11 protein-coding genes are annotated in these 19,060 nt (G+C 71.8%); all 11 read left to right on the forward strand.

What is annotated here, in order from left to right; translation table 11 throughout:
- The first annotated feature begins 2 nt into the window (after positions 1–2).
- The 11 genes from FKR81_RS02695 to FKR81_RS02745 all read left to right on the forward strand — a co-directional run bounded on the left by FKR81_RS02695 (position 3) and on the right by FKR81_RS02745 (position 19,059).
- Entirely contained in the window at positions 3–311 is a 309-nt protein-coding gene (locus FKR81_RS02695) for a hypothetical protein (protein ID WP_146349279.1), read from the forward strand.
- A gap of 150 nt (positions 312–461) precedes the next feature.
- Complete coding sequence (locus FKR81_RS02700) at positions 462–6,863, forward strand: type I polyketide synthase (protein WP_146349572.1); 6,402 nt, start codon at positions 462–464, stop codon at positions 6,861–6,863.
- Positions 6,851–10,534, forward strand: coding sequence for a beta-ketoacyl synthase N-terminal-like domain-containing protein (locus tag FKR81_RS02705; RefSeq protein ID WP_146349280.1), 3,684 nt, complete (start codon positions 6,851–6,853; stop codon positions 10,532–10,534). Before FKR81_RS02700 ends, FKR81_RS02705 begins: the two co-directional genes overlap by 13 nt.
- Before the next feature lie 7 nt (positions 10,535–10,541).
- The gene (locus tag FKR81_RS02710; RefSeq protein ID WP_146349281.1) at positions 10,542–10,811 is read left to right on the forward strand and encodes an acyl carrier protein; all 270 of its coding nucleotides are present in this window, start codon (positions 10,542–10,544) and stop codon (positions 10,809–10,811) included.
- Positions 10,804–11,574 (forward strand): alpha/beta fold hydrolase, encoded by a 771-nt coding sequence (locus FKR81_RS02715; RefSeq protein ID WP_146349282.1) that lies wholly within the window; start codon positions 10,804–10,806, stop codon positions 11,572–11,574. Before FKR81_RS02710 ends, FKR81_RS02715 begins: the two co-directional genes overlap by 8 nt.
- Entirely contained in the window at positions 11,571–12,701 is a 1,131-nt protein-coding gene (locus tag FKR81_RS02720; protein ID WP_146349283.1) for a glycosyltransferase, read from the forward strand. Before FKR81_RS02715 ends, FKR81_RS02720 begins: the two co-directional genes overlap by 4 nt.
- Positions 12,702–12,895: 194 nt before the next feature.
- Complete coding sequence (locus FKR81_RS02725; RefSeq protein ID WP_146349284.1) at positions 12,896–14,569, forward strand: class I SAM-dependent methyltransferase; 1,674 nt, start codon at positions 12,896–12,898, stop codon at positions 14,567–14,569.
- The gene (locus FKR81_RS02730) at positions 14,566–15,390 is read left to right on the forward strand and encodes a galactokinase (RefSeq protein WP_146349285.1); all 825 of its coding nucleotides are present in this window, start codon (positions 14,566–14,568) and stop codon (positions 15,388–15,390) included. Before FKR81_RS02725 ends, FKR81_RS02730 begins: the two co-directional genes overlap by 4 nt.
- A gap of 12 nt (positions 15,391–15,402) precedes the next feature.
- Positions 15,403–15,753 carry a GntR family transcriptional regulator gene (locus tag FKR81_RS02735; protein WP_146349286.1) on the forward strand — a complete coding sequence of 117 codons (351 nt, stop codon included), beginning with the start codon at positions 15,403–15,405 and terminating at the stop codon, positions 15,751–15,753.
- A 121-nt stretch (positions 15,754–15,874) separates the two neighbouring features.
- Complete coding sequence (locus FKR81_RS02740) at positions 15,875–17,041, forward strand: acyl-CoA dehydrogenase family protein (protein WP_146349287.1); 1,167 nt, start codon at positions 15,875–15,877, stop codon at positions 17,039–17,041.
- A complete protein-coding gene (locus FKR81_RS02745; protein WP_146349288.1) occupies positions 17,038–19,059 on the forward strand; it encodes an acetate--CoA ligase family protein in 2,022 nt (673 codons plus the stop codon). Before FKR81_RS02740 ends, FKR81_RS02745 begins: the two co-directional genes overlap by 4 nt.
- Position 19,060: the final 1 nt, after the last annotated feature.

Raw genomic sequence — 19,060 nt, forward strand, 5'->3', positions numbered from 1 at the left:
TCATGAGGTACACGCTCGTTCTCGCCGCACTGCTGCTCGTCGGGTGCTCCGCCTCCGCCGATCCGGGTCCCCGGTTCGACGACGAGGGGCAGGCGGAGCTCACCTGCATGAAGCACCAGCCGAACGCGCCGGGTGACCAGTACCTGAAGGAGGAGAACTGGGACACCGACATGACGTTGCCGCTGCTGCGTTACTACACGACGAACGGCAAGAAGCCGTACTGCGACGGCCAGACCGCCTCTGAGGTGGACAAGCAGTGGCTGGACATCTACGTCAAGCTGGGCGCCGATGCTGGAAACATTCGTATATGAGAACTTTTCATGACGGATGTGGACACCGGCGCAGCCCGTGCCCTACTGTGGCCGCTGACTGACAACCTACCGGGCAGTAGCCCGCCAACAACAAAGCGCTGAATTCCTTTCTCTCCAACCCTGCATGGTTGAGGAAGTGAGCCAGTGAAGATGCTGTCCGACCGCGAGCTCGTGCTCGGTGTTGGTCCATTCGGCGCGCCGAACGCGGCCCTGGTGGTCGCGGTCGAGCGCGCCGGTGGACTGGGTGTGCTGGATCTCGGCCTCGACCCCGGCCGGGCGCGGGCCGGGGTCGACCACGTCGTCCGGCGGCTGGAACGCGCGTTCGGCGTGCGCATGGCGGCACCGTGTCCGGTGTCGCTCCCGGCCGCCGTCGACACCGTGCTGCTCGACCTCGAGCAGTACCGCCCGCAACGCTCTGAGCTGGGCGATCGACGCATCCTGGTCGAGGTGACCTCGATCGACGAGGCCGTCGACGCCCTCGCGTACGGCGCGCACGGGTTGATCGCCAAGGGCGCCGAGTCGGGTGGCCGGGTCGGGACGTCGTCGGCCTTCGTGTTGCTCCAGCAGCTGCTCGACGTGGTCGAGCTGCCCGTGTGGGTGGCCGGTGGCATCGGGCCCGACACCGCCGCCGCGGCGGTCGCGGGCGGTGCGGCGGGTGTGGTGCTCGACAGCCAGCTGGCGCTCGTGCGCGAGGCGCGAAAACATATTTCCCGTGAAATTGTCAACACTGTCACCGGGATGGACGGCGGTGAGACCGTCGTTGTCGGCGGTAAGCGGGTGCTTAGGCGAGACAATGCGGTGGCGATCGGACAAGAGGCTGCTTTCGCCGATTCACTGAAACGTTCGTTTGGGACCGCGGGCGGTGTTGTCCAGGCCATTCACGCCGCCATTCGGGGGAATCTGAAGATCGCCCGAACGCATCATTCCCTTCGTGTTGACGGCCCGTTGTGCCAGCGCGTCCCCGGCCTGCGGTACCCGATCGCACAGGGCCCGATGACCAGGGTCAGCGACCAGCCCGCGTTCGCCGCGGCGGTCGCGGAGGGTGGCGGGCTGCCGTTCCTCGCACTGGCCCTGATGGACGGTCAGCAGACGGCGAAGCTGCTCGACGACACCGCCCGGCTCCTCGGCGACCGGCCGTGGGGTGTGGGACTGCTCGGATTCGCGGACCCGGACGTGCAGGCCGCGCAGCTCGCCGCCGTGCACCGCACCAGGCCGCCGTACGCGATCGTCGCAGGTGGCACGCCAGCGCAGGCGAAAGCACTGGAGGACGCGGGAACCCAGGCGTTCCTGCACGTTCCGTCGCCCGCCCTGCTCGCGAGGTTCCTCGACGAGGGCGCGCGCAACTTCGTCTTCGAGGGCTCGGAGTGCGGCGGGCACATCGGTCCCCGGTCGAGCTTCACGTTGTGGCAGCAGCAGATCGACGTGCTGCGCGGCCGCGCGAAGGACGTGGGCGTCCTGTTCGCCGGCGGCATCCACGACGAGCGCTCGGCGGCGATGGTGTCCGCGCTCAGCGCGCCGCTGGCCGCCGAGGGCGCCGCGATCGGCGTGCTCATGGGCACCGCGTACCTGTTCACCGAGGAGGCGGTGCGGCTCGGTGCGATCCAGCCGGTGTTCCAGGAGGTCGCGCTGGAGTGCGCGGACACCGCGCTGCTGGAGACCTCGCCCGGTCACAGCGTCCGGTGCGCCCGAACGTCCTATGTGGACACGTTCGAGACCGCACGCGCGGAGCTCGCGGACCTGCCGCGCCAGGAGAGCTGGGAACGGCTGGAGAAGCTGAACCTGGGCAGGCTGCGCATCGCCAGCCGCGGTCTGGTCCGCACCGGGGACGGTCTGGAGGCGGTCTCCGAGGAGACCCAGCGCGCGGACGGCATGTTCATGATCGGGCAGGTCGCGACGATGCGGTCGACACTCACCGACATCGCGACGCTGCACCGCGAGGTGACCAGCGGCGAGCTGCTGGAAGCCCGCTGCGCGCTGTTCGACGAGGACGTGCCCGCCGCAGAGCCGCTGGACGTCGCGATCATCGGGATGGCCGCGGTCATGCCCGGTGCGCGGGACGTCGCCGAGTACTGGTCGGGCGTGCTCAACGGCACCGACGCGGTCACCGAGGTGCCGCCGGACCGGTGGGACCCGGACCGCTACGGCAGCCCGTTCCGCTGGGGCGGTTTCCTGCCGCGCATCCCGTTCGACCCGCTGGCGTACGGCATCCCGCCCGCCTCGCTGACCTCGATCGAGCCGGCCCAGCTGCTGGCGCTGGAGGTGTCCGCGCAGGCACTCGCGGACGCCGGCTACCGGACGCGGGTGTTCGATCGGGCGCGCACCTCGGTGATCTTCGGCGCGGAGGCGGGCGCGGACCTGGCGAACGCCTACACGGTCCGCACCGCGCTGCCCGCGCTGTACGCGACACCACCCGAGGCGCTGAAGGAGTTCCTGCCCGCGCTCACCGAGGACTCGTTCCCCGGCGTGCTGGGCAACGTGATCGCCGGCCGCATCGCGAACCGGCTCGACCTCGGCGGCGCCAACTACACCGTTGACGCGGCGTGCGCGTCGTCGCTCGCCGCGCTGGACGTCGCGTGCAAGGAGCTGGTCGGCGGCACCAGCGACATGGTGCTGTGCGGCGCGGTCGACCTGCACAACAGCGCGCACGACTACGAGATGTTCGCGTCCGTGCACGCGCTCTCGCCGTCCGGCCGGTGCGCCACCTTCGACTCGGCCGCCGACGGCATCACGCTCGGCGAGGGCGTCGCGTGCGTCGTGCTGAAGCGGCTGGCCGACGCCGAACGCGACGGCGACCGGATCTACGCGGTGATCAAGGGCATCGGCGCGTCCAGCGACGGCAAGTCGCTCGGACTGACGGCGCCGCGCGCGGACGGTCAGCGTCGCGCGCTCGACCGCGCCTACTCCTCGGCCGGACTGCTGATCACCGCCGTCGGCCTGGTCGAGGCGCACGGCACCGGCACGGTCGTGGGTGACCGAACCGAGCTGGCCGCGCTCACCGACGTGTTCACCGAGGCCGGTGCTGGCGCGGGCAGCTGCACGATCGGCTCGGTGAAGTCGCAGATCGGGCACACGAAGTGCGCGGCGGGCATGGCCGGACTGATCAAGGCCGCACTGTCGGTCCACAGTGGAGTGAAACCGGGCACGCTGCACGTCGAGGAGCCCAACGCGTTCTGGGACGCGGAGACCAGCCCGTTCACGTTCGGCGCGCGCACCTGGTCCGCGCCCGCGGGCGAACGGGTCGCCGGGGTGAGCGCGTTCGGCTTCGGCGGCACCAACTTCCACACCGTCCTGACCGGGTACGACGGCGCGGACGAGCCCGCTCACGGCCTCGCCGAGTGGCCCGCCGAGCTGTTCCTCTTCCGGGGCGACGATCGCGCGGCGGCACAACGCGCCGCCGCGGAGATCGCCCGCCTGGCCGCCGACGTGCGCACGCCCCTGCGCGCGTTGGCGGCCGCCTCGAGTGAGATCCCCTCAGCCGAATTCAGCGGGCCCGGCCGGCCTCGGGCGGATGCCGAACCGGGCCCGCTGGGTTCACCACCCGTGCGCGCGACGGCTGTCGTCGCGTCACGCGAAGAGCTGCTGAAGGCACTGGAGGACATCGCCGCCTGGCGGCCGTCGGACAAGGTCCGGCTGCGCGACGAGGCCGGCGAGGCGCCGCAGGTCGCGTTCCTCTACCCCGGCCAGGGCAGTCAGCGACCGGGCATGCTCTTCGACCTGTTCACCGCGTTCCCCCGGATGCAGGCCGCGCTGCGGCTGGCGGACGGCCGGTACGAGCACGTCATGTTCCCGCCCGCCGCGCTCACCCCGGCCGACGCCGAGCGCCAGCGCGCCGCGATCACCGACACGCGGATGGCGCAGCCGACGCTCGGCATCGCCGGACTCGCCTGCACCCGGCTGCTGGCCGGCCTCGGCGTGCGGCCGGACATGGCCGGCGGCCACAGCTACGGCGAACTGGTCGCGCTCGCGGCGGCCGGAGTGCTGGCACCGCAACAACTGCTCGAGCTCAGCGCCGCGCGCGCCGAGGCGATCGTCGGTGCCGTCGGCGACGAGCCCGGCACGATGGCGGCGGTGTCGGCGACCCTGGATGAGGTCGAGCCGCTGCTGACCGGTGATGTCGTGGTGGCCAACCACAACTCGCCGAAGCAGGTCGTGATCTCCGGGCCGAGCGCCGCGGTCGAGGCCGCGATGGCCGAGCTGGTCGCCGCGGGCCTGTCCGTGCGGCGGATCCCCGTCGCGGCCGCGTTCCACAGCCCGCTCATGGCCGGTGCGCGCGAGCGGTTCGCGGACGTGCTCGCCACCCACGAGCTCGGCGAACCGAGCATCCCCGTCTGGTCCAATGTGGACGCGAAGCCGCACGCGGACGTCCGGCACGGGCTGGCCGAACAGCTGGCCGGGCGGGTGCGGTTCGTCGAGCAGGTCGAGTCGATGTACGCCGCTGGTGCGCGGGTGTTCGTCGAGGCCGGGCCCGGTGGCGTGCTGACGTCGTTCGTGCGCGCGACGCTGGGCGACCGGCCGCACACGGCCGTGCGGATCGACGACCGCGGCGTCGCCACGTTCCTCGACGCGCTGGCCCAGCTGGCGATCGCCGGTGTGCCGGTGGACGAGACCCCGCTCTTCGACGGACGCGCCGAGCCTGCGGTCGGCGTCCGGCCGAGCCCGAACTGGTACGTGGATGGAGGACTCGTGCGCGATGCCAACGGCGACGCACTGCCGGGCGGGCTGCGGCCGGCCACCGAGGCGCCCACGCTGACCACCGGTGGCAACGCCAGCCGGGACTCCGTGGTGGAGAAGTTCCTCGACGGCATGCGGGACGCGGTCAGCGCGCAGCGCGACGTCCTGCTCAGCTATCTCGGCGGCGCCGTAACGGCGACGGCGCCGCCCGCCCCACCGTCACCTCGGCCAGCCGCGGCCGAGGTGACGGCGCCCGTGCCCGAGCCGGTCACCGAGGACATCGGCGCGATCGTGCTGCGGACCATCAGCGCCCGCACCGGTTACCCGCCCGAGATGCTCGAACCCGGACTCGACCTGGAAGCCGACCTGTCCGTCGACTCGATCAAGCGCACCGAGATCATCGGTGAGCTGGCCGCGGTGCTCGGCGTGAGCGGCGCGTCGGTCGACGAGCTGGCTCGCATCAAGACCATCGAGGGCATCGTCGGCTGGTTCGGCGCCACGCCGGCACCTGCCGGCCGGTTGGTCCGGCTCGTGCCCGAGGTCGTGGCGTGCGAGCCGGTCGAGCCCGCCGAGCTGGGCGACCGGACCGTGCTGATCATCGACGACAACGGCATCGGGCTCGAGCTCGCCGACCTCGTCGAGCGGCACGGCGGCACACCTCGCACCGAGCCGGCGTTCCCCGCTGATCTGTCCGGTGTGGACACCGTGGTGTGCCTCGGTGCCCGGCTGCCGCAGAGCTTCGACGACCTGAGGGCGTGCCTGCTCGGCGGAGTCAACGTGGTCGTCGTGACGACCGGCGGCGGCACGTTCGGCTTCGGTGAGACGCCGGACGAGCTGCCCGCCGACATCGGGCTGCACGGGTTCGTGCGCACCGCCGCACTCGAGTACCCGGACCTCGTGGTCCGCGCGGTCGACGTGAACCCCAAGGAGAGCCACCGGGTCATCGCGACCGCGTTGCTCGCCGAGTTGTGCACGACCGACGGCCCGGTGGTCGTCGGGCACGCGGGCGGCAGGCGGCACACCATCTCGCTGCGTCCCGCCGACCTGGCGGACGCCAGGCTCGAGCTCGACGCGGACGCCGTCGTGCTGCTGACCGGCGGCGCCAAGGGCATCACGGCGCTGGCCGCGATCGCACTGGCCGAGTCGTCCGGCTGTCACATCGAGCTGATCGGCCGCACCGCCACGCCCACCGGACTCGAAGACCCGCGCACGGCGGCGGCTTCGGACGAGGCCGGCGTGCGGCGAGCGTTGATCGAGATGGGCGCGAAGGACCGGGACGCCGTGGCAGCCGACGCGCGGCGAATCCTCGCCGAGCGCGAGGTGCGGCAGAACCTGGACCGGCTCAGGGCATCCGCGTCCTCGGTGCGCTACCACGAATGCGACGTCACGGACGCCGACGCCGTCGCCGCCGTGATCGCCGACATCACCGCGCGGTTCGGCAGGCTCGACGGTGTCGTCCACGGCGCCGGGGTGCTCGACGACCGGTTCATCGCGGACAAGACCGCCGAGTCGTTCGCCCGCGTCTACGACACGAAGGTCCTGGGTGCTCGCGCGCTGGCCGGAGCGTTGCCGTCGTTGAGCTTCCTGGTGCTGTTCGGCAGCGTCAGCGGGGTCGACGGCAACCGCGGCCAGGCCGACTACTCGGCCGCCAACGACGCGCTCGACCGGATGGCGCGGTTCTGGGCCACGCAGACAGATGCGCGGGTGGTGAGCGTCGACTGGGGTCCGTGGGCCGGTGCGGGCATGGTGTCGCCCGAGCTGGCGGCGGAGTACGCGCGGCGCGGTGTGCCGCTGATCGACCCGGAGGCCGGTGTCGCAGCGCTGCTGAAGGAGATCGCGGCAGGTCAGGACGTTCAGGTGATCTGCCGATGGGAGGAGTAGACGTCGCGATCGTCGGGATCGGCGCGGTCTTCCCCGGCGCTCCCGACGCGCCCGCGTTCTGGCGCAACATCGCGGGCGGTGTCGACGCGGTGACGGCCGTGCCGGACGGCCGGTGGGGCACCACCTCCGGTGACCGCTTCTACTGCCGGCGCGGTGGTTTCGTCGACGAGCTGGCGACGTTCGACCCGATGGCGTTCGGCGTCATGCCGTCCACCGTGGACGTCGCGGAGCCGGACCAGCTGCTGGCGCTGAGCACCGCGGCCGAGGCGATCGCCGACGCCGGGGGAGAGGCCGCGCTGCCGGACCGCTCGCGCATCGGCGTGGTCGTCGGCCGCGGCGGCTACCTGACGCCCGGCTGCGCGCGGCTCGACCAACGCGTGGCGCTGGCCGACCAGGTCGTGACCGTGCTGCGCGACCTGTTCCCCGGCATGGCCGACCTCGACGCGGTGCGCGAGGCCGTGCAGGACAAGCTCGGGCCGGACCAGCCGGAGGCGTCGATCGGGCTGGTGCCCAACCTCGCCGCGTCCCGCATCGCCAACCGCTTCGACCTGCGCGGCACCGCCTACACCGTCGACGCGGCGTGTGCGTCGGGGCTCGTCGCGGTCGAGCACGCGGTGCGCGAGCTGGCGTCCGGCCGGGCCGACGCGATGCTCGCCGGTGCCGTCCACCTGTGCCACCACCCGACGTTGTGGAGCGTGTTCACGCAGCTCCGCGCATTGAGCCCGACCGAGCGGATCCGGCCGTTCGACCGCGACGCCGACGGCACGCTGCTGTCCGAGGGCGTCGGGATGGTGCTGCTGAAACGCCTGTCGGACACCGCCGACGACCGCGTGTACGCGGTGATCCGCGGGGTCGGGACGGCGAGCGACGGCCGTGCCACCAGCATGATGACGCCCAACCCGGACGGCCAGCTGCTCGCCGTGCACCGGGCGTGGCGCGAGGCCGGACTCGACCCGCTGGTCGACTCACCGGGCCTGGTCGAGGCGCACGGCACCGCGACCCCCGCCGGTGACGCGGCCGAGCTCGGCACGATGATCAACGCGTTCGGCCGCTCGGGCGCGCCGATCGGCATCGGCACGGTCAAGTCCATGATCGGCCACGCGATGCCGGCCGCCGGGATGGCCGGGCTGATCAAGGCCGCTTTGGCGTTGCACCACGGCATCTTGCCGCCCACCCTGCACATCGACGAACCGCACGAGGCCATCGCGGGCACCCGCTTCGAACCGGTGTGGGAGGCGCGCGAGTGGGACGGGCCGCGACGCGCGGTCGTCAACGCGTTCGGCTTCGGCGGCATCAACGCGCACGTCGTGCTCGAAGCACCCCGGCACGCGGCCGCGATCTCCGTGCGCACACCGGTCATCACCTACTCCGCCGACTCGCTCGAGCAGCTCGCCGCGGACCTGCGCGCCGACCGGCAGTCGCAGGCGGACCGCGACTTCCGGCTCGTCATCGGCAACCCGGACGCCCGCAAGCGGGATCTCGCCGCACGAGTGGTCGCCCGCGGACGGCAGTGGACCGGGCGGCACGACATCTGGTTCGCGCCCGCGCCGATGATCACGACACCGGACCAGGTCGCGTTCCTGTTCCCCGGCTTCGAGCACCGCGGCACCGGTGAGCTCGCGGAGTCCGGTGACGTGCTCGACCACGCGTTGTCGTTGCTGCGCAACGGGAGGCAGGGCGCGCGCGAGCTGACCGCGCTCGGCGTCACGCCGGGTGCGCTGGCGGGGCACAGCATGGGGGAGTGGACGGCGATGGTCGTCGCCGGGATCTACCCGACGATCGACGAGTTCGTGCGCGCCGTCGACCCGGCTTCGCTCGCGCTGGCGGACATCTCGTACGCCGCGCTCGGCTGCTCCGCGCTGGTCGCCCAGTCCGCGATGGACGGGGTGGCCGGTGTGTCGGTGAGCCACGACAACTGCCCGCACCAGTCGGTGATCTGCGGTCCCGCCGATCAGCTGGCGGTGGTGATCGACCGGTTGCACACGCGGGGTGTGCTCGCGCAGCTGATGCCGTTCCGCACCGGGTTCCACACGCCAGCGCTCGCGCCGCACCTGGACGGGGTGCGGGCGACGATGGACGCGCTGCCCGTGCACGCGCCGCGCATCCCGGTCTGGTCGGCGACCTCGCTCGAACCGATGCCCGACGATCCGGGCGAGATCCGCTCGCTCGTGCTGCGGCACCTCGTGGAGCCGGTGCGGTTCCGGCCGTTGACCCAACGGTTGCACGAAGCGGGTTTCCGGGCGTTCGTGCAGGTCGGATCGGGCAGTCTGACCGGGTTCGTCGCGGACACCCTCGGCGAGCGTCCGCACCTGGCGGTGTCCGGGAGCGCGGACGTGATCGCGGCCGCGTTGTGGGCGTTCGGGCTGAAGCGCGGGACGCGGCGGAGGCTCTCGCTGGGCGTGCCCTCGGTGCGGCTCGACCCCATCGGTACCGCGCCCGTCGCCTCCGAGCTGCCGGACTCGCCGGTGAGCGCGCAGGTGAACGCGCTGCTGAGCCACACGAACGCGGTGGCGCGGGAGATCGCGTCGGCGCTCGTGCCGCCCGCGCCGCAGGAGATGGGGTTCACCCGCGAGTTCTCGTTGCACACCATGCCGGAGCTCGTCGACCACTCGGTGTTCCCGCAGCCGGGCGGCTGGCCGGACCTCGCGGACGGGTTCCCGATCGTGCCCGCGACCGGGCTGCTGGAGGTCTTCGCCGACGCGGCGATGCGGCTGACCGGCTCGGCGGTGCACGGGTTCGCGGACGTGCGCGCGAAGCGGTGGCTCGCGGTGCTGCCCGGCGTGGACGTGCGGATCGCCGCGCGGGTCGACGGGCCCGGCCGGGTGCACGTGCGGGTCGGCGACTACGCCGAAGGCATCGTGCTGACCGCGCCGGTGTCGCGGGACGTGGTGCGCGAACCGTTGCGCGGTGTCCGGCCCGCGCCGGTGAACGCCACCGAGCTGTACGTGGACAACTGGATGTTCCACGGCCCCGCGTTCGCCGGAGTCACCAAGATCTCCTCGTTGGCGGACAACGGGATCGCCGGTGTGCTCCAGCCGTTGCCCGCGCCCGGTGCGTTGCTGGACAGCGCCGGTCAGCTGATCGGGCACTGGATGCAGGTGTCGCACACCGTCGACCAGACCGTGCTGCCGACCGGGATCGAGGAGATCTCGCTGCACGGCCCCGTTCCGACCGCTCCTGTGGCGTGCACCGCGTGGATCCGCACGGTGACGCCCACGGCGATGACGGCCGACGCCGACCTGACCGTGGACGGCGTGCTGTGGTGCCGCATCACCGGCTGGACCACGCGCCGGTTCACCACCGACGACCGGATCTGGGCGGTGAAGCTGCGTCCCGGCACCGAGATGCTGTCCGTCGCTTCGGCGGACGGGGTGCTGGTGCGCGAGAACTGGGTGGACAGCGCTACCCGCGACCTGATCATGCGCCGCTACCTCAACTCCGCTGAGCGTGCCCTGTACGAGGGCATGGACGTGCCCGCTCAGCGGAGCTGGCTGCTGCGCGCGATCGCCGCGAAGGACGCGGTGCGTTCGCACCTGTGGAGCCGGGGTGCGGGACCGATCTACCCCGCGGAGCTCACCGTCGCGGACGGCCGCGTGCGCGGCGCGTTCGCGATCCCGCCCGTGACCGTCACCGACGGGCCGGGACACGCACACGCACGAGTCGAAGGGTGAAACACCGATGAGCGACGTCCTGACGCGGCTCGCGCAGATCATCTCCGAGGTGGTCGGGCCGGACTTCCTGCTGGACGTGGAGATCACCAGGGAGACGACGTTCAGCGACGACCTCGGCCTGGAGAGCATCGAGTTCGTCGCACTGGCCGACAAGCTCCGCGCGCACTACGACGTCGACCTCGTCGGGTTCCTCGCGGACATGGACATCGACGAGATCATGGCGATGTCGGTCGGCCGGTTGGCCGACCACATCGAGATGGCAGCCGCCCGTGGCTGAGGTCGAAGCCCGCGGCCTGCGGTTCCACGTGCAGACGCTCGGTCCAGACGACGGGCCGACGCTCGTTTTCGTGCACGGTCTCGTGATGGACAACCTGTCCAGCTTCTACTACACGCTCGCCGCCCCGCTCGCGGCGAAGGGCGTGCGCACCATCCTGTTCGACCTGCGCGGCCACGGGCTGTCGGCGCGTCCGTCGTCCGGCTACACGCCGCACGACAGCGCGCTGGACCTGTTGGCGATCCTGGACGCGCTCGGCATCCGCACGCCGGTCTACCTGCTGGGCAACAGCTACGGCGGTGTCGTCGCGATGCGCACCGCGCTGGCCGACCCGTACCGGGTGGCCGGTGTGGTGGTCGTGGAGGCGGCGTGCGGCGGCATCGTCGGTGACCTGTGGTTCGAGGACATGGTCAACACCCTGACCGTCGCGGCGCTGGGGCTGGAGTTCGACCGCACCCAGGACCAGCTGAAGGCGCTGGGCCAGCGCAAGATCGCCCGGCTGGCCGGCAACGCGTCGGAGTTGCTCAACGGCACCACGTTGATCGACGACCTCGGCTCCGGTCCGCACCTGGCCGATCTGGCCGCCGTGACGTGCCCGGTGCTCGGGGTGTTCGGGGCGGAGTCGACGTTGATCGGTGCCGCCGCCGAGCTGGCGGAGCGGATTCCCGACTGCCGGCTGCACGTGGTGTCCGGCCTGGGGCACACGGTGTTGCGCGAGGCCACGGGCGAGCTGCTGGACACGGTGCTCGATTGGCTCCGCGTATGAGCCGGTACCTGTTCGTCGTGCCGCCGCTGACCGGGCACATCAACCCGACGGTGTCCGTCGGTGCCGAGCTCATGTCGCGCGGGCACGCGGTGGCGTGGGTCGGGCATCCGGGGACGTTGGCTCCGTTGCTTCCCGCTGGTGCCCTGGTCTTCCCGGCGTTGGACGACGAGGTCGAGCGGCGGATCCAGGACGCTCGGGTGCAGTGGCTCGGGCTGCGCGGGATGGCGGTGCTGAAGTTCTTCTGGGAGGAGTTCCTGATTCCTCTCGGGCACGCGATGGTGCCGGGTGTCACCGAGGCTGTTTCGGCGTTCTCGCCGGACGTGGTCGTCGCCGACCAGCAGGCGCTGGCCGGTCCGCTGGTGGCGTCGCGGCTCGGGATTCCCTGGGTGACTTCGGCGAGCACGCCCGCGGAGCTGGTGCGGCCGCTGCAGACTCTGCCGAAGGTGGAGTCGTGGGTGGTCGAGCTGTTGTCCTCCTTCGCGGGCTCGGACATCCGCTTCTCGCCGTTGCTCGTGCTGGTCTTCACGTCGCCTTCGCTGGTGCCGGGGGCTTTTCCGCCGCACTACGTGTTCACCGGCCCGGCGCTGGCCGGCCGTCCAGGTGGGTCTTTCCCGTGGGAGTGGCTGACTTCCGGCCGGCGCCGGGTGCTGGTGTCGTTGGGGACGTTGAACGGCGCCGCCGGGGAGCGGTTCTTCGGCGAGGTCGTCTCGGCGGTGGCTTCGCTGGACGTTCAGGTGGTGATGGTGGCGCCGCCGGGTGCCGTTTCCGCGCCGCCCAACGTGCTGGTCGCTTCCTCGGTGCCGCAGCTGGACCTGATGCCGCACCTCGACGCGGTGGTGTCGCACGGCGGCCACAACACCGTGTGCGAGGCACTGGCGCACGGGTTGCCGCTCGTGGTGGCGCCGATCCGCGACGACCAGCCGATCATCGCGGACCAGGTGGTGGCCGCGGGCGCGGGCATCCGGCTCCGGTACGCGCGGGTGCGTGCCGACGAGATCCGTACCGCGTTGCTCGACGTGCTCGACAGTCCTTCCTACGCCGCGGCGGCACGCCGGGTGCGGGACTCCTTCCAGGCCGCGGGCGGTGCTGTGACGGCGGCCGATCACCTCGAGGCGGTGGTGGCGTGATCCTCGGTGCGCTGGTCCTACTTTTCGTCGTGCTGGACGCTCTCCGGCTCCGCTCCCGCGCCGCGGCGCTGCGCGTGCTCCCCACGGGCGTGCTTCCGCAGGCGTCCCCGCCAGGGGGTCCCCCTGTTTCTATTCTCCCAGGCAGCAGCCGCACTTCCGGGGCCTCAACGCAATCTGTGGACAACTCCGGCGCTGTGGACAACCCGGTCCTGCTGATCGCCACGGGCGTCGAAGCCAACAGCTCCTGGGACTCCGGTGACACCGACGTACTCGACCTCATCCCGCCCGGCCTGCCCACCACGGCGGCGCTCGACCTGCTGAACGCCTTCGACCCCAAGAAGTACGCGACCGACAACTGGGCGAGAGGCGTGAGCGCGGGCCAGGCGATCCTGTGCCGCCCGGACCTGGCGACAACCCCGCCGGATCCCGCGGACCCGACCGAGTTCACCGTGTTCGTCCGCGCCGCCAAGGAGCACGTCCACCTCAAGGTCGACATCGCCGTGGCCCCCGGTCTCCAGGCGGCACAACCGAACCCGGCGCACCGCGCGGCGAAGCTCCGTCAGCACGGCAAGCGTCCGACGTTGTGGGTGGCGGGCTCGGTGATCGGCTACCTGGTCGTCACCACGGCCGTGGTGACCGCGTGGCCGTGGGGCCTGCTGGCCGTGGCCGCGTACTGCGCCCACCCGGCACTGGCACTGGCCGGAACCCCGTTGCGCCCCAAGGACCTCCTGGCCGCAACTCTGTTGCGCCCCCTGCGCGCACCACAACTGTGGTACCAGACCCTGAAGTCGAAGTGGCGTTCCACGCAGGAGCACAACCAGACGGCCCGGCTGGAAGCCGCAACTCCCTGGTACGAGGCGCAGATCGAGCAGGGCATCAGCAGGTTCTTCGAGAAGAGCCGCGACTCCTGTCCGGCCTGCGGCTCCGCGGACCTGCGCCTCCAGGTGCGCAGCGTGGACCTGATCCAGCGCAAGCCGGGCGAGTTCACGATGGACCGCTGCGTCCGCTGCGCCCACGTCTGGCAGAACCCGAGGCTCAGCGAGGAAGGCCTCGGCTTCTACTACCGCGACTTCTACGACGGCCTCGGCGAAGGCGCGGCCGACGCGGTGTTCTCCATCAAGAACGACCCGTACTACGGCCGCGCGAGAATGGTGCAGCCGTTCACGACGCCGCAGAACTGGCTGGACGTCGGCTCCGGCCACGCCCACTTCTGCTTGGGAGCCAAGGAGGTTCTCCCGACCACCACGTTCGACGGCCTCGATCAAGGCGCCGCCATCGAAGAGGCGGCGACCAAGGGCCGGATCGAGAAGGCGTACCGGGGCACGTTCAAGGACTTCGCGCCCGAGCTGCGCGGCCGGTACGACGTCATCAGCATGCACCACTACCTGGAACACGTGCGCGACCCGTGGGAAGAGCTCGACATCGCCGCGGACGTGCTGCCCGAAGGCGGCTACCTGCTCATCGAGCTGCCCGACCCGGAGTGGCGGCTGGGCTGGAAGTTCGGCCGGTACTGGATGCCCTGGTTCCAGCCGCAGCACCAGCACATGATGCCGATCGAGAACCTCAAGCACGAGCTCGCCGACCGGCATCTCACGACCGTCGCCGAGGAACGCTCGAAAGCCCACATGCAGAACGACTTCATGCTCGCCGCGCTGCTGTTCCTCGGCGCCAAGGCACCGCGCACGCCCGCGCCGTGGCGGCCGGAGAAGCCGAAGTACAAGACACTGCGCAGCGCGGCGGTGTGGACGCTCGGCATCCCGCTCTTCCTCGTCGCGGCCGCGCTCGACCAGACGCTCAACCGGGCGCTCGCGCACCGCAACGACCGGGGCAACGCCTACCGCGTGCTCGCGCGCAAGGAGGCCGAGTGATCGACATCGCCGACCGGCCCGACGTCGCACCCGAGCTGCGGCTCGTGCCGCACGCGTTCCGGCGCGTGTTCGGCCAGCCCGCGCAAGGGGTCTGGTACGCGCCCGGCGTGCTGAGCCTCATGGGTGGCGCGCTCACGGTGTGCGCGAAGTGGGGCGCGATCGTCGCCGGCATCAAGCGCGACGACGGTGTGCTGGAGCTGGCGTCGATCAACCGGCCCGCCGAGCGCGTCTCGTTGCCGACGGACGACGTGCCCGAGTGGGCCGCGCCGATCGCGCAGATCCCCGGCTGGTCCGGTGGTGCGACGTTGCTGTGCAGCGTGGACCTGCCGCGGGGCAGTGGGCTCAGGGCCGGTGACGCGCTGGCCTGCGCGGCCGCGATGGCGTTGAGCGACCTGCACGGCGCGGCGCTGTCGATCCACGGCGCGTACGCAGGAAAACCGGGCCACGCCGTGGACCGGGAGGGACGGGTGCGGCCGATCGACCTGGCCGGGCAACGACTTCTCGTCATCGACACGCGCATCCGCCGCGACCGGCCGCTGGAGCCGCGGCGGGCGTGTGTGGACGGTTCGCTCGGCGACGCCATGACGGCGTACCACTTCGGACAGCGGCCGGACCCCGAGCAGGACGCCGTCGTGTCCGCCGCGCTGGCCGCCGGCGCGCACGGCGCGAGCATGCTCGTCGACGAACCCGGACGTCCGGTCGTGGCGCTGGTCGACACCGACCGGCTGGCCACGGTGCGCGCCACTATCAGCGCGGCCTACTCGCCGACTCCGCGCTATCTCACGGTGCTGCCGTCGGGCGGTGCCTACCGCGTGACGTGACAGGATCGGGCGATGCGGATCGACCAGGACTCCGACGTTCCACCGTACGAGCAAGTGCGTCTGCACTTCGCGCAGGCCATCGCGGCCCGTGAGCTGCCGGTCGGCGCGAAGCTCCCCACGGTGCGCGCACTGGCCGCTGACCTGGGCCTCGCCGTCAACACCGTCGCCCGTGCCTACCGCGAACTGGAGGAGGCGGGGCTCGTCGAGACGAGGGGCCGCGCCGGGACCGTCGTCAGCGCCGCCGGTGACCGCGGCCGCGAACGGGTCGTGCGCGCCGCCCGCGCTTATGCCGCCACCGCGACCGAGGTCGGGCTCACCGCGGACGAGGCGCTGGAGATCATCCGGGCCGCCCTGATGGTCTGATGCCGACCGTCTGACGTGGCCTGACACCGTCGAGGCCATCCGACGGACGAGTCTTGACAGGGCTACGCTTCGCCGTAGATCGTGGAATAACTGATTCGTCAGTCAACTTTGGGAGCGCCAGATGGGTCGGTTCGTCCGCGACGCGTTGCGGCTCAGCGACGAGCAGCAGCAGTTCGTCGAGCTCGCGAGGGACTTCGCCGCGCGCGAGATCCGGCCGCGCGGCCGCGCCGTCGACGAGGCGGACACCGAGTCGCCGCTGGACGTGTGGGCGAAGGCGAGCAAACTGGGCCTGACCAGCTTCATGCTCCCCGAGTGGCTCGGCGGTGGCGGCGTCACCGACGTGCTCACCCAGGTCCTGGTCCAGGAGGAGCTGTGCCACGGCGACATCGGCATCGGCAACCTGGTCACGTCCAACGGCTTCTTCAGCGCGCCGCTGGAGCACCTCGGCACCCCTGAGCAGCAGGAACGCTGGCTCGCGCCGCTCGCGGGAGACAACCCGCCGCTGACGGCCGTCGCGGTCACCGAGCCCGGCAGCGGCAGCGACGCGGCGAGCATCCAGACCTCCGCGGTCCGCGAGGGCGACGAGTACGTCCTCAACGGCCAGAAGACGTGGATCTCCAACGCCCCCTACGCCGACTACTTCGTGATCTTCGCGACGGTCGACCCGAAGCTGCGCGCCAAGGGCGTCACGGCGTTCGTCGTCGAGAAGGACACCCCCGGACTGAAGGTCGGCCCGCCGTTCCAGAAGATGGGCCAGCGCGCGATCGTCAACGCCGAGGTCTTCCTCGACAACGTGCGCGTGCCCGTCGACCAGCGCCTCGGCGACGAGGGCAAGGGCTTCTCCGGTCTCATGCGGACGTTCGACGCGTCCCGCATCCTCATCGGCGCCGCGACCACCGGTCTCGCCCGCGCCGCGCTCGACTACGCGACCGACTACGCGAAGCAGCGCGAGCAGTTCGGCGTGCCGATCATCCAGCACCAGGCCGTGGCGTTCCGGCTCGCGGACATGGCGACCCGCGTCGACACCTCCCACCTGCTCACCATCCGCGCCGCACAGCTGTTCGACGCCGGGCTCGCGGTGGCGCAGGAGTCCGCGATGGCCAAGCTCGTGGGCTCCGAGAACGCCATGTGGTGCACGCACGCCGCGGTGCAGACGCTCGGCGGCTACGGCTACTCGCGCGAGTACCCGGTGGAGCGCTGGATGCGCGACGCCAAGCTCGAGGAGATCGAGGAGGGCACCTCGGACATCCAGCGTGTGATCATCTCGCGTGGCTTGGACCGAGGATGACCTTCTCCGATCCCGCGTCCGTCGCGGTCGTCGGCGCCAGCGACGACCCCGCCAAGTGGGGCCACTGGCTGGCCCGCGGTGCGCTGTCCGGTGTGGACAGAAGGCGCGTGCACCTGGTCAACCGCACGGGAAATCCGGTGTGCGACGTGCCCACGGTCCGGTCGCTCGCCGAGCTGCCCGAGACGCCTGAGCTGGTCGTGCTCGCGGTGCCCGCGGCGCACGTCCCGGCCGTTGTGGACGAAGCGCTCGCACTCGGTACGCGAGGGTTCGTCGGCATCACCGCCGGACTGGAGGACGAGGCCGGGCTGGTCGCGCGCATCCGCGCGGCGGGAGCCAGGCTGCTCGGCCCGAACTGCCTCGGCCTGTTCGACGCGGCGACGGACCTGCACCTCGCGTGGGGCCGGTTCGAACCGGGCGTGCTCGGCATCGTGTCGCAGAGCGGCCAGGTCGGGCTCGAGCTGGCCGGGCTCGCCGCGCAGGCGGGTCTCGGGGTGTCGCGGTTCGTGTCGGTCGGCAACCAGGCCGATCTCACCGCCGCCGAAGCGCTCGCCGACCTCGTCGGCCACGAGATGACCAAGGTCGTCGGCCTGTACCTGGAGAGCTTCGCGGACGGCACGTCGTTGCTGGAGACGATCTCCGCGCTGCGCCAGGCGGGCAAGCCGACCGTGCTGCTGACGGTCGGTGAGAGCGGTGCCGCGCAGGAGGCGGCCCGCTCGCACACCGGCGCGCTCACGTCCTCGATGGACGTCGTCGACGCCGCGTGCAGGCACGTGGGCGCGATCCGCGTCGCCACGCCGACCGCGCTCGTCGATCTCGCGAGCTTCCTCGCCGTCACGGCGCCGCCCGCGGGCACGCGCGTCGGCATCGTCGCGGACAGCGGGGGACAGGGCGCGATCGCCGCGGACCTCGCGTCCGTGCACGGGTTGTCCGTGCCGGTGCTGTCCGCCGAGGTGACGGCCCAGTTGCCGCTGCAGGCGTCCACCCGCAACCCGGTCGACCTCGCCGGGGCGGGGGAGCAGGACCTCGCGAACTACGCCGGTTCGGTGGAAGCGTTGCTGCGCAGCGGAGAAGTCGACTCGGTCGTGCTCTCCGGCTACTTCGGCAGCTACGGCGCGGACACCCCGGCGCTGGAACCGGCCGAGGTCGCCGTGGCGCGGCGCATCGGCGCGGCCGCGCTGGAGACCGGTGTCCCGGTGGTCGTGCACAGCATGCGCGAGGACTCCGCGACCGTGCGCGCGCTCAAGGCGTCCGGCGTGCCGGTGCAGCAGACCATCGAACGCGCGGTCGCCGCGCTGGCTGCCGCGTCTCGCTACACGTCCGGCCGCCCGCCGATCCCCGTCGCGCCCGCACCCGTCACCGCGCCCGCCTACGAGCCCGGCTACCTCAACGCACGCGAACTCATCGCGAACGTGCCGTTCCCCCAAGCGATCGCCGTGTCCACAGTGGACGAGCTGCGACAGGCGACGCGCGAGCTGCGCGCGCCGTACGCGCTGAAGGCGGACTGGCTGGAGCACAAGAGCGAGCACGCGGGCGTCGTGCTCGGGCTGACCGACCCGGTGCCCGCGTTCGAGGAGATGCGCACCCGGCTCGGTGACGGCGTGTACGTGCTGGAGGAGATGGACACCCGGCGCGACGTCGTCGAGGTGATCGTCGGCGCGCGGCGCGACCCCGGCTTCGGGCCGGTCGTGCTGGTCGGCGCGGGCGGCACGTTCGCCGAGCTGTACCGGGACACGGCCGTCGAGCTGGCGCCGGTGTCCGTGCCCGAGGCGGCCGACCTGCTGCGGCGCCTGAGGTGCGCGCCGCTGTTCGGCGGCTGGCGGGGCGCATCCCCGGTGGACCTCCAGTCGTTGGCAGAGGTGGTCGCGGCGGTGTCGTCGCTCCTCGCGCAACGTCCGGACCTGGCCGAGATAGAGCTCAACCCGGTGCGAGTGGGGGCGGACGGCGCACTGGCCGTCGACGCCCTGATCATCCCATCGGGGGAATCACCGAACGAGACGAGCGGGCGACGCGTGGCATGAG

The organism is Lentzea tibetensis, from assembly GCF_007845675.1.
GTDB classification, from domain to species: Bacteria; Actinomycetota; Actinomycetes; order Mycobacteriales; family Pseudonocardiaceae; genus Lentzea; species Lentzea tibetensis.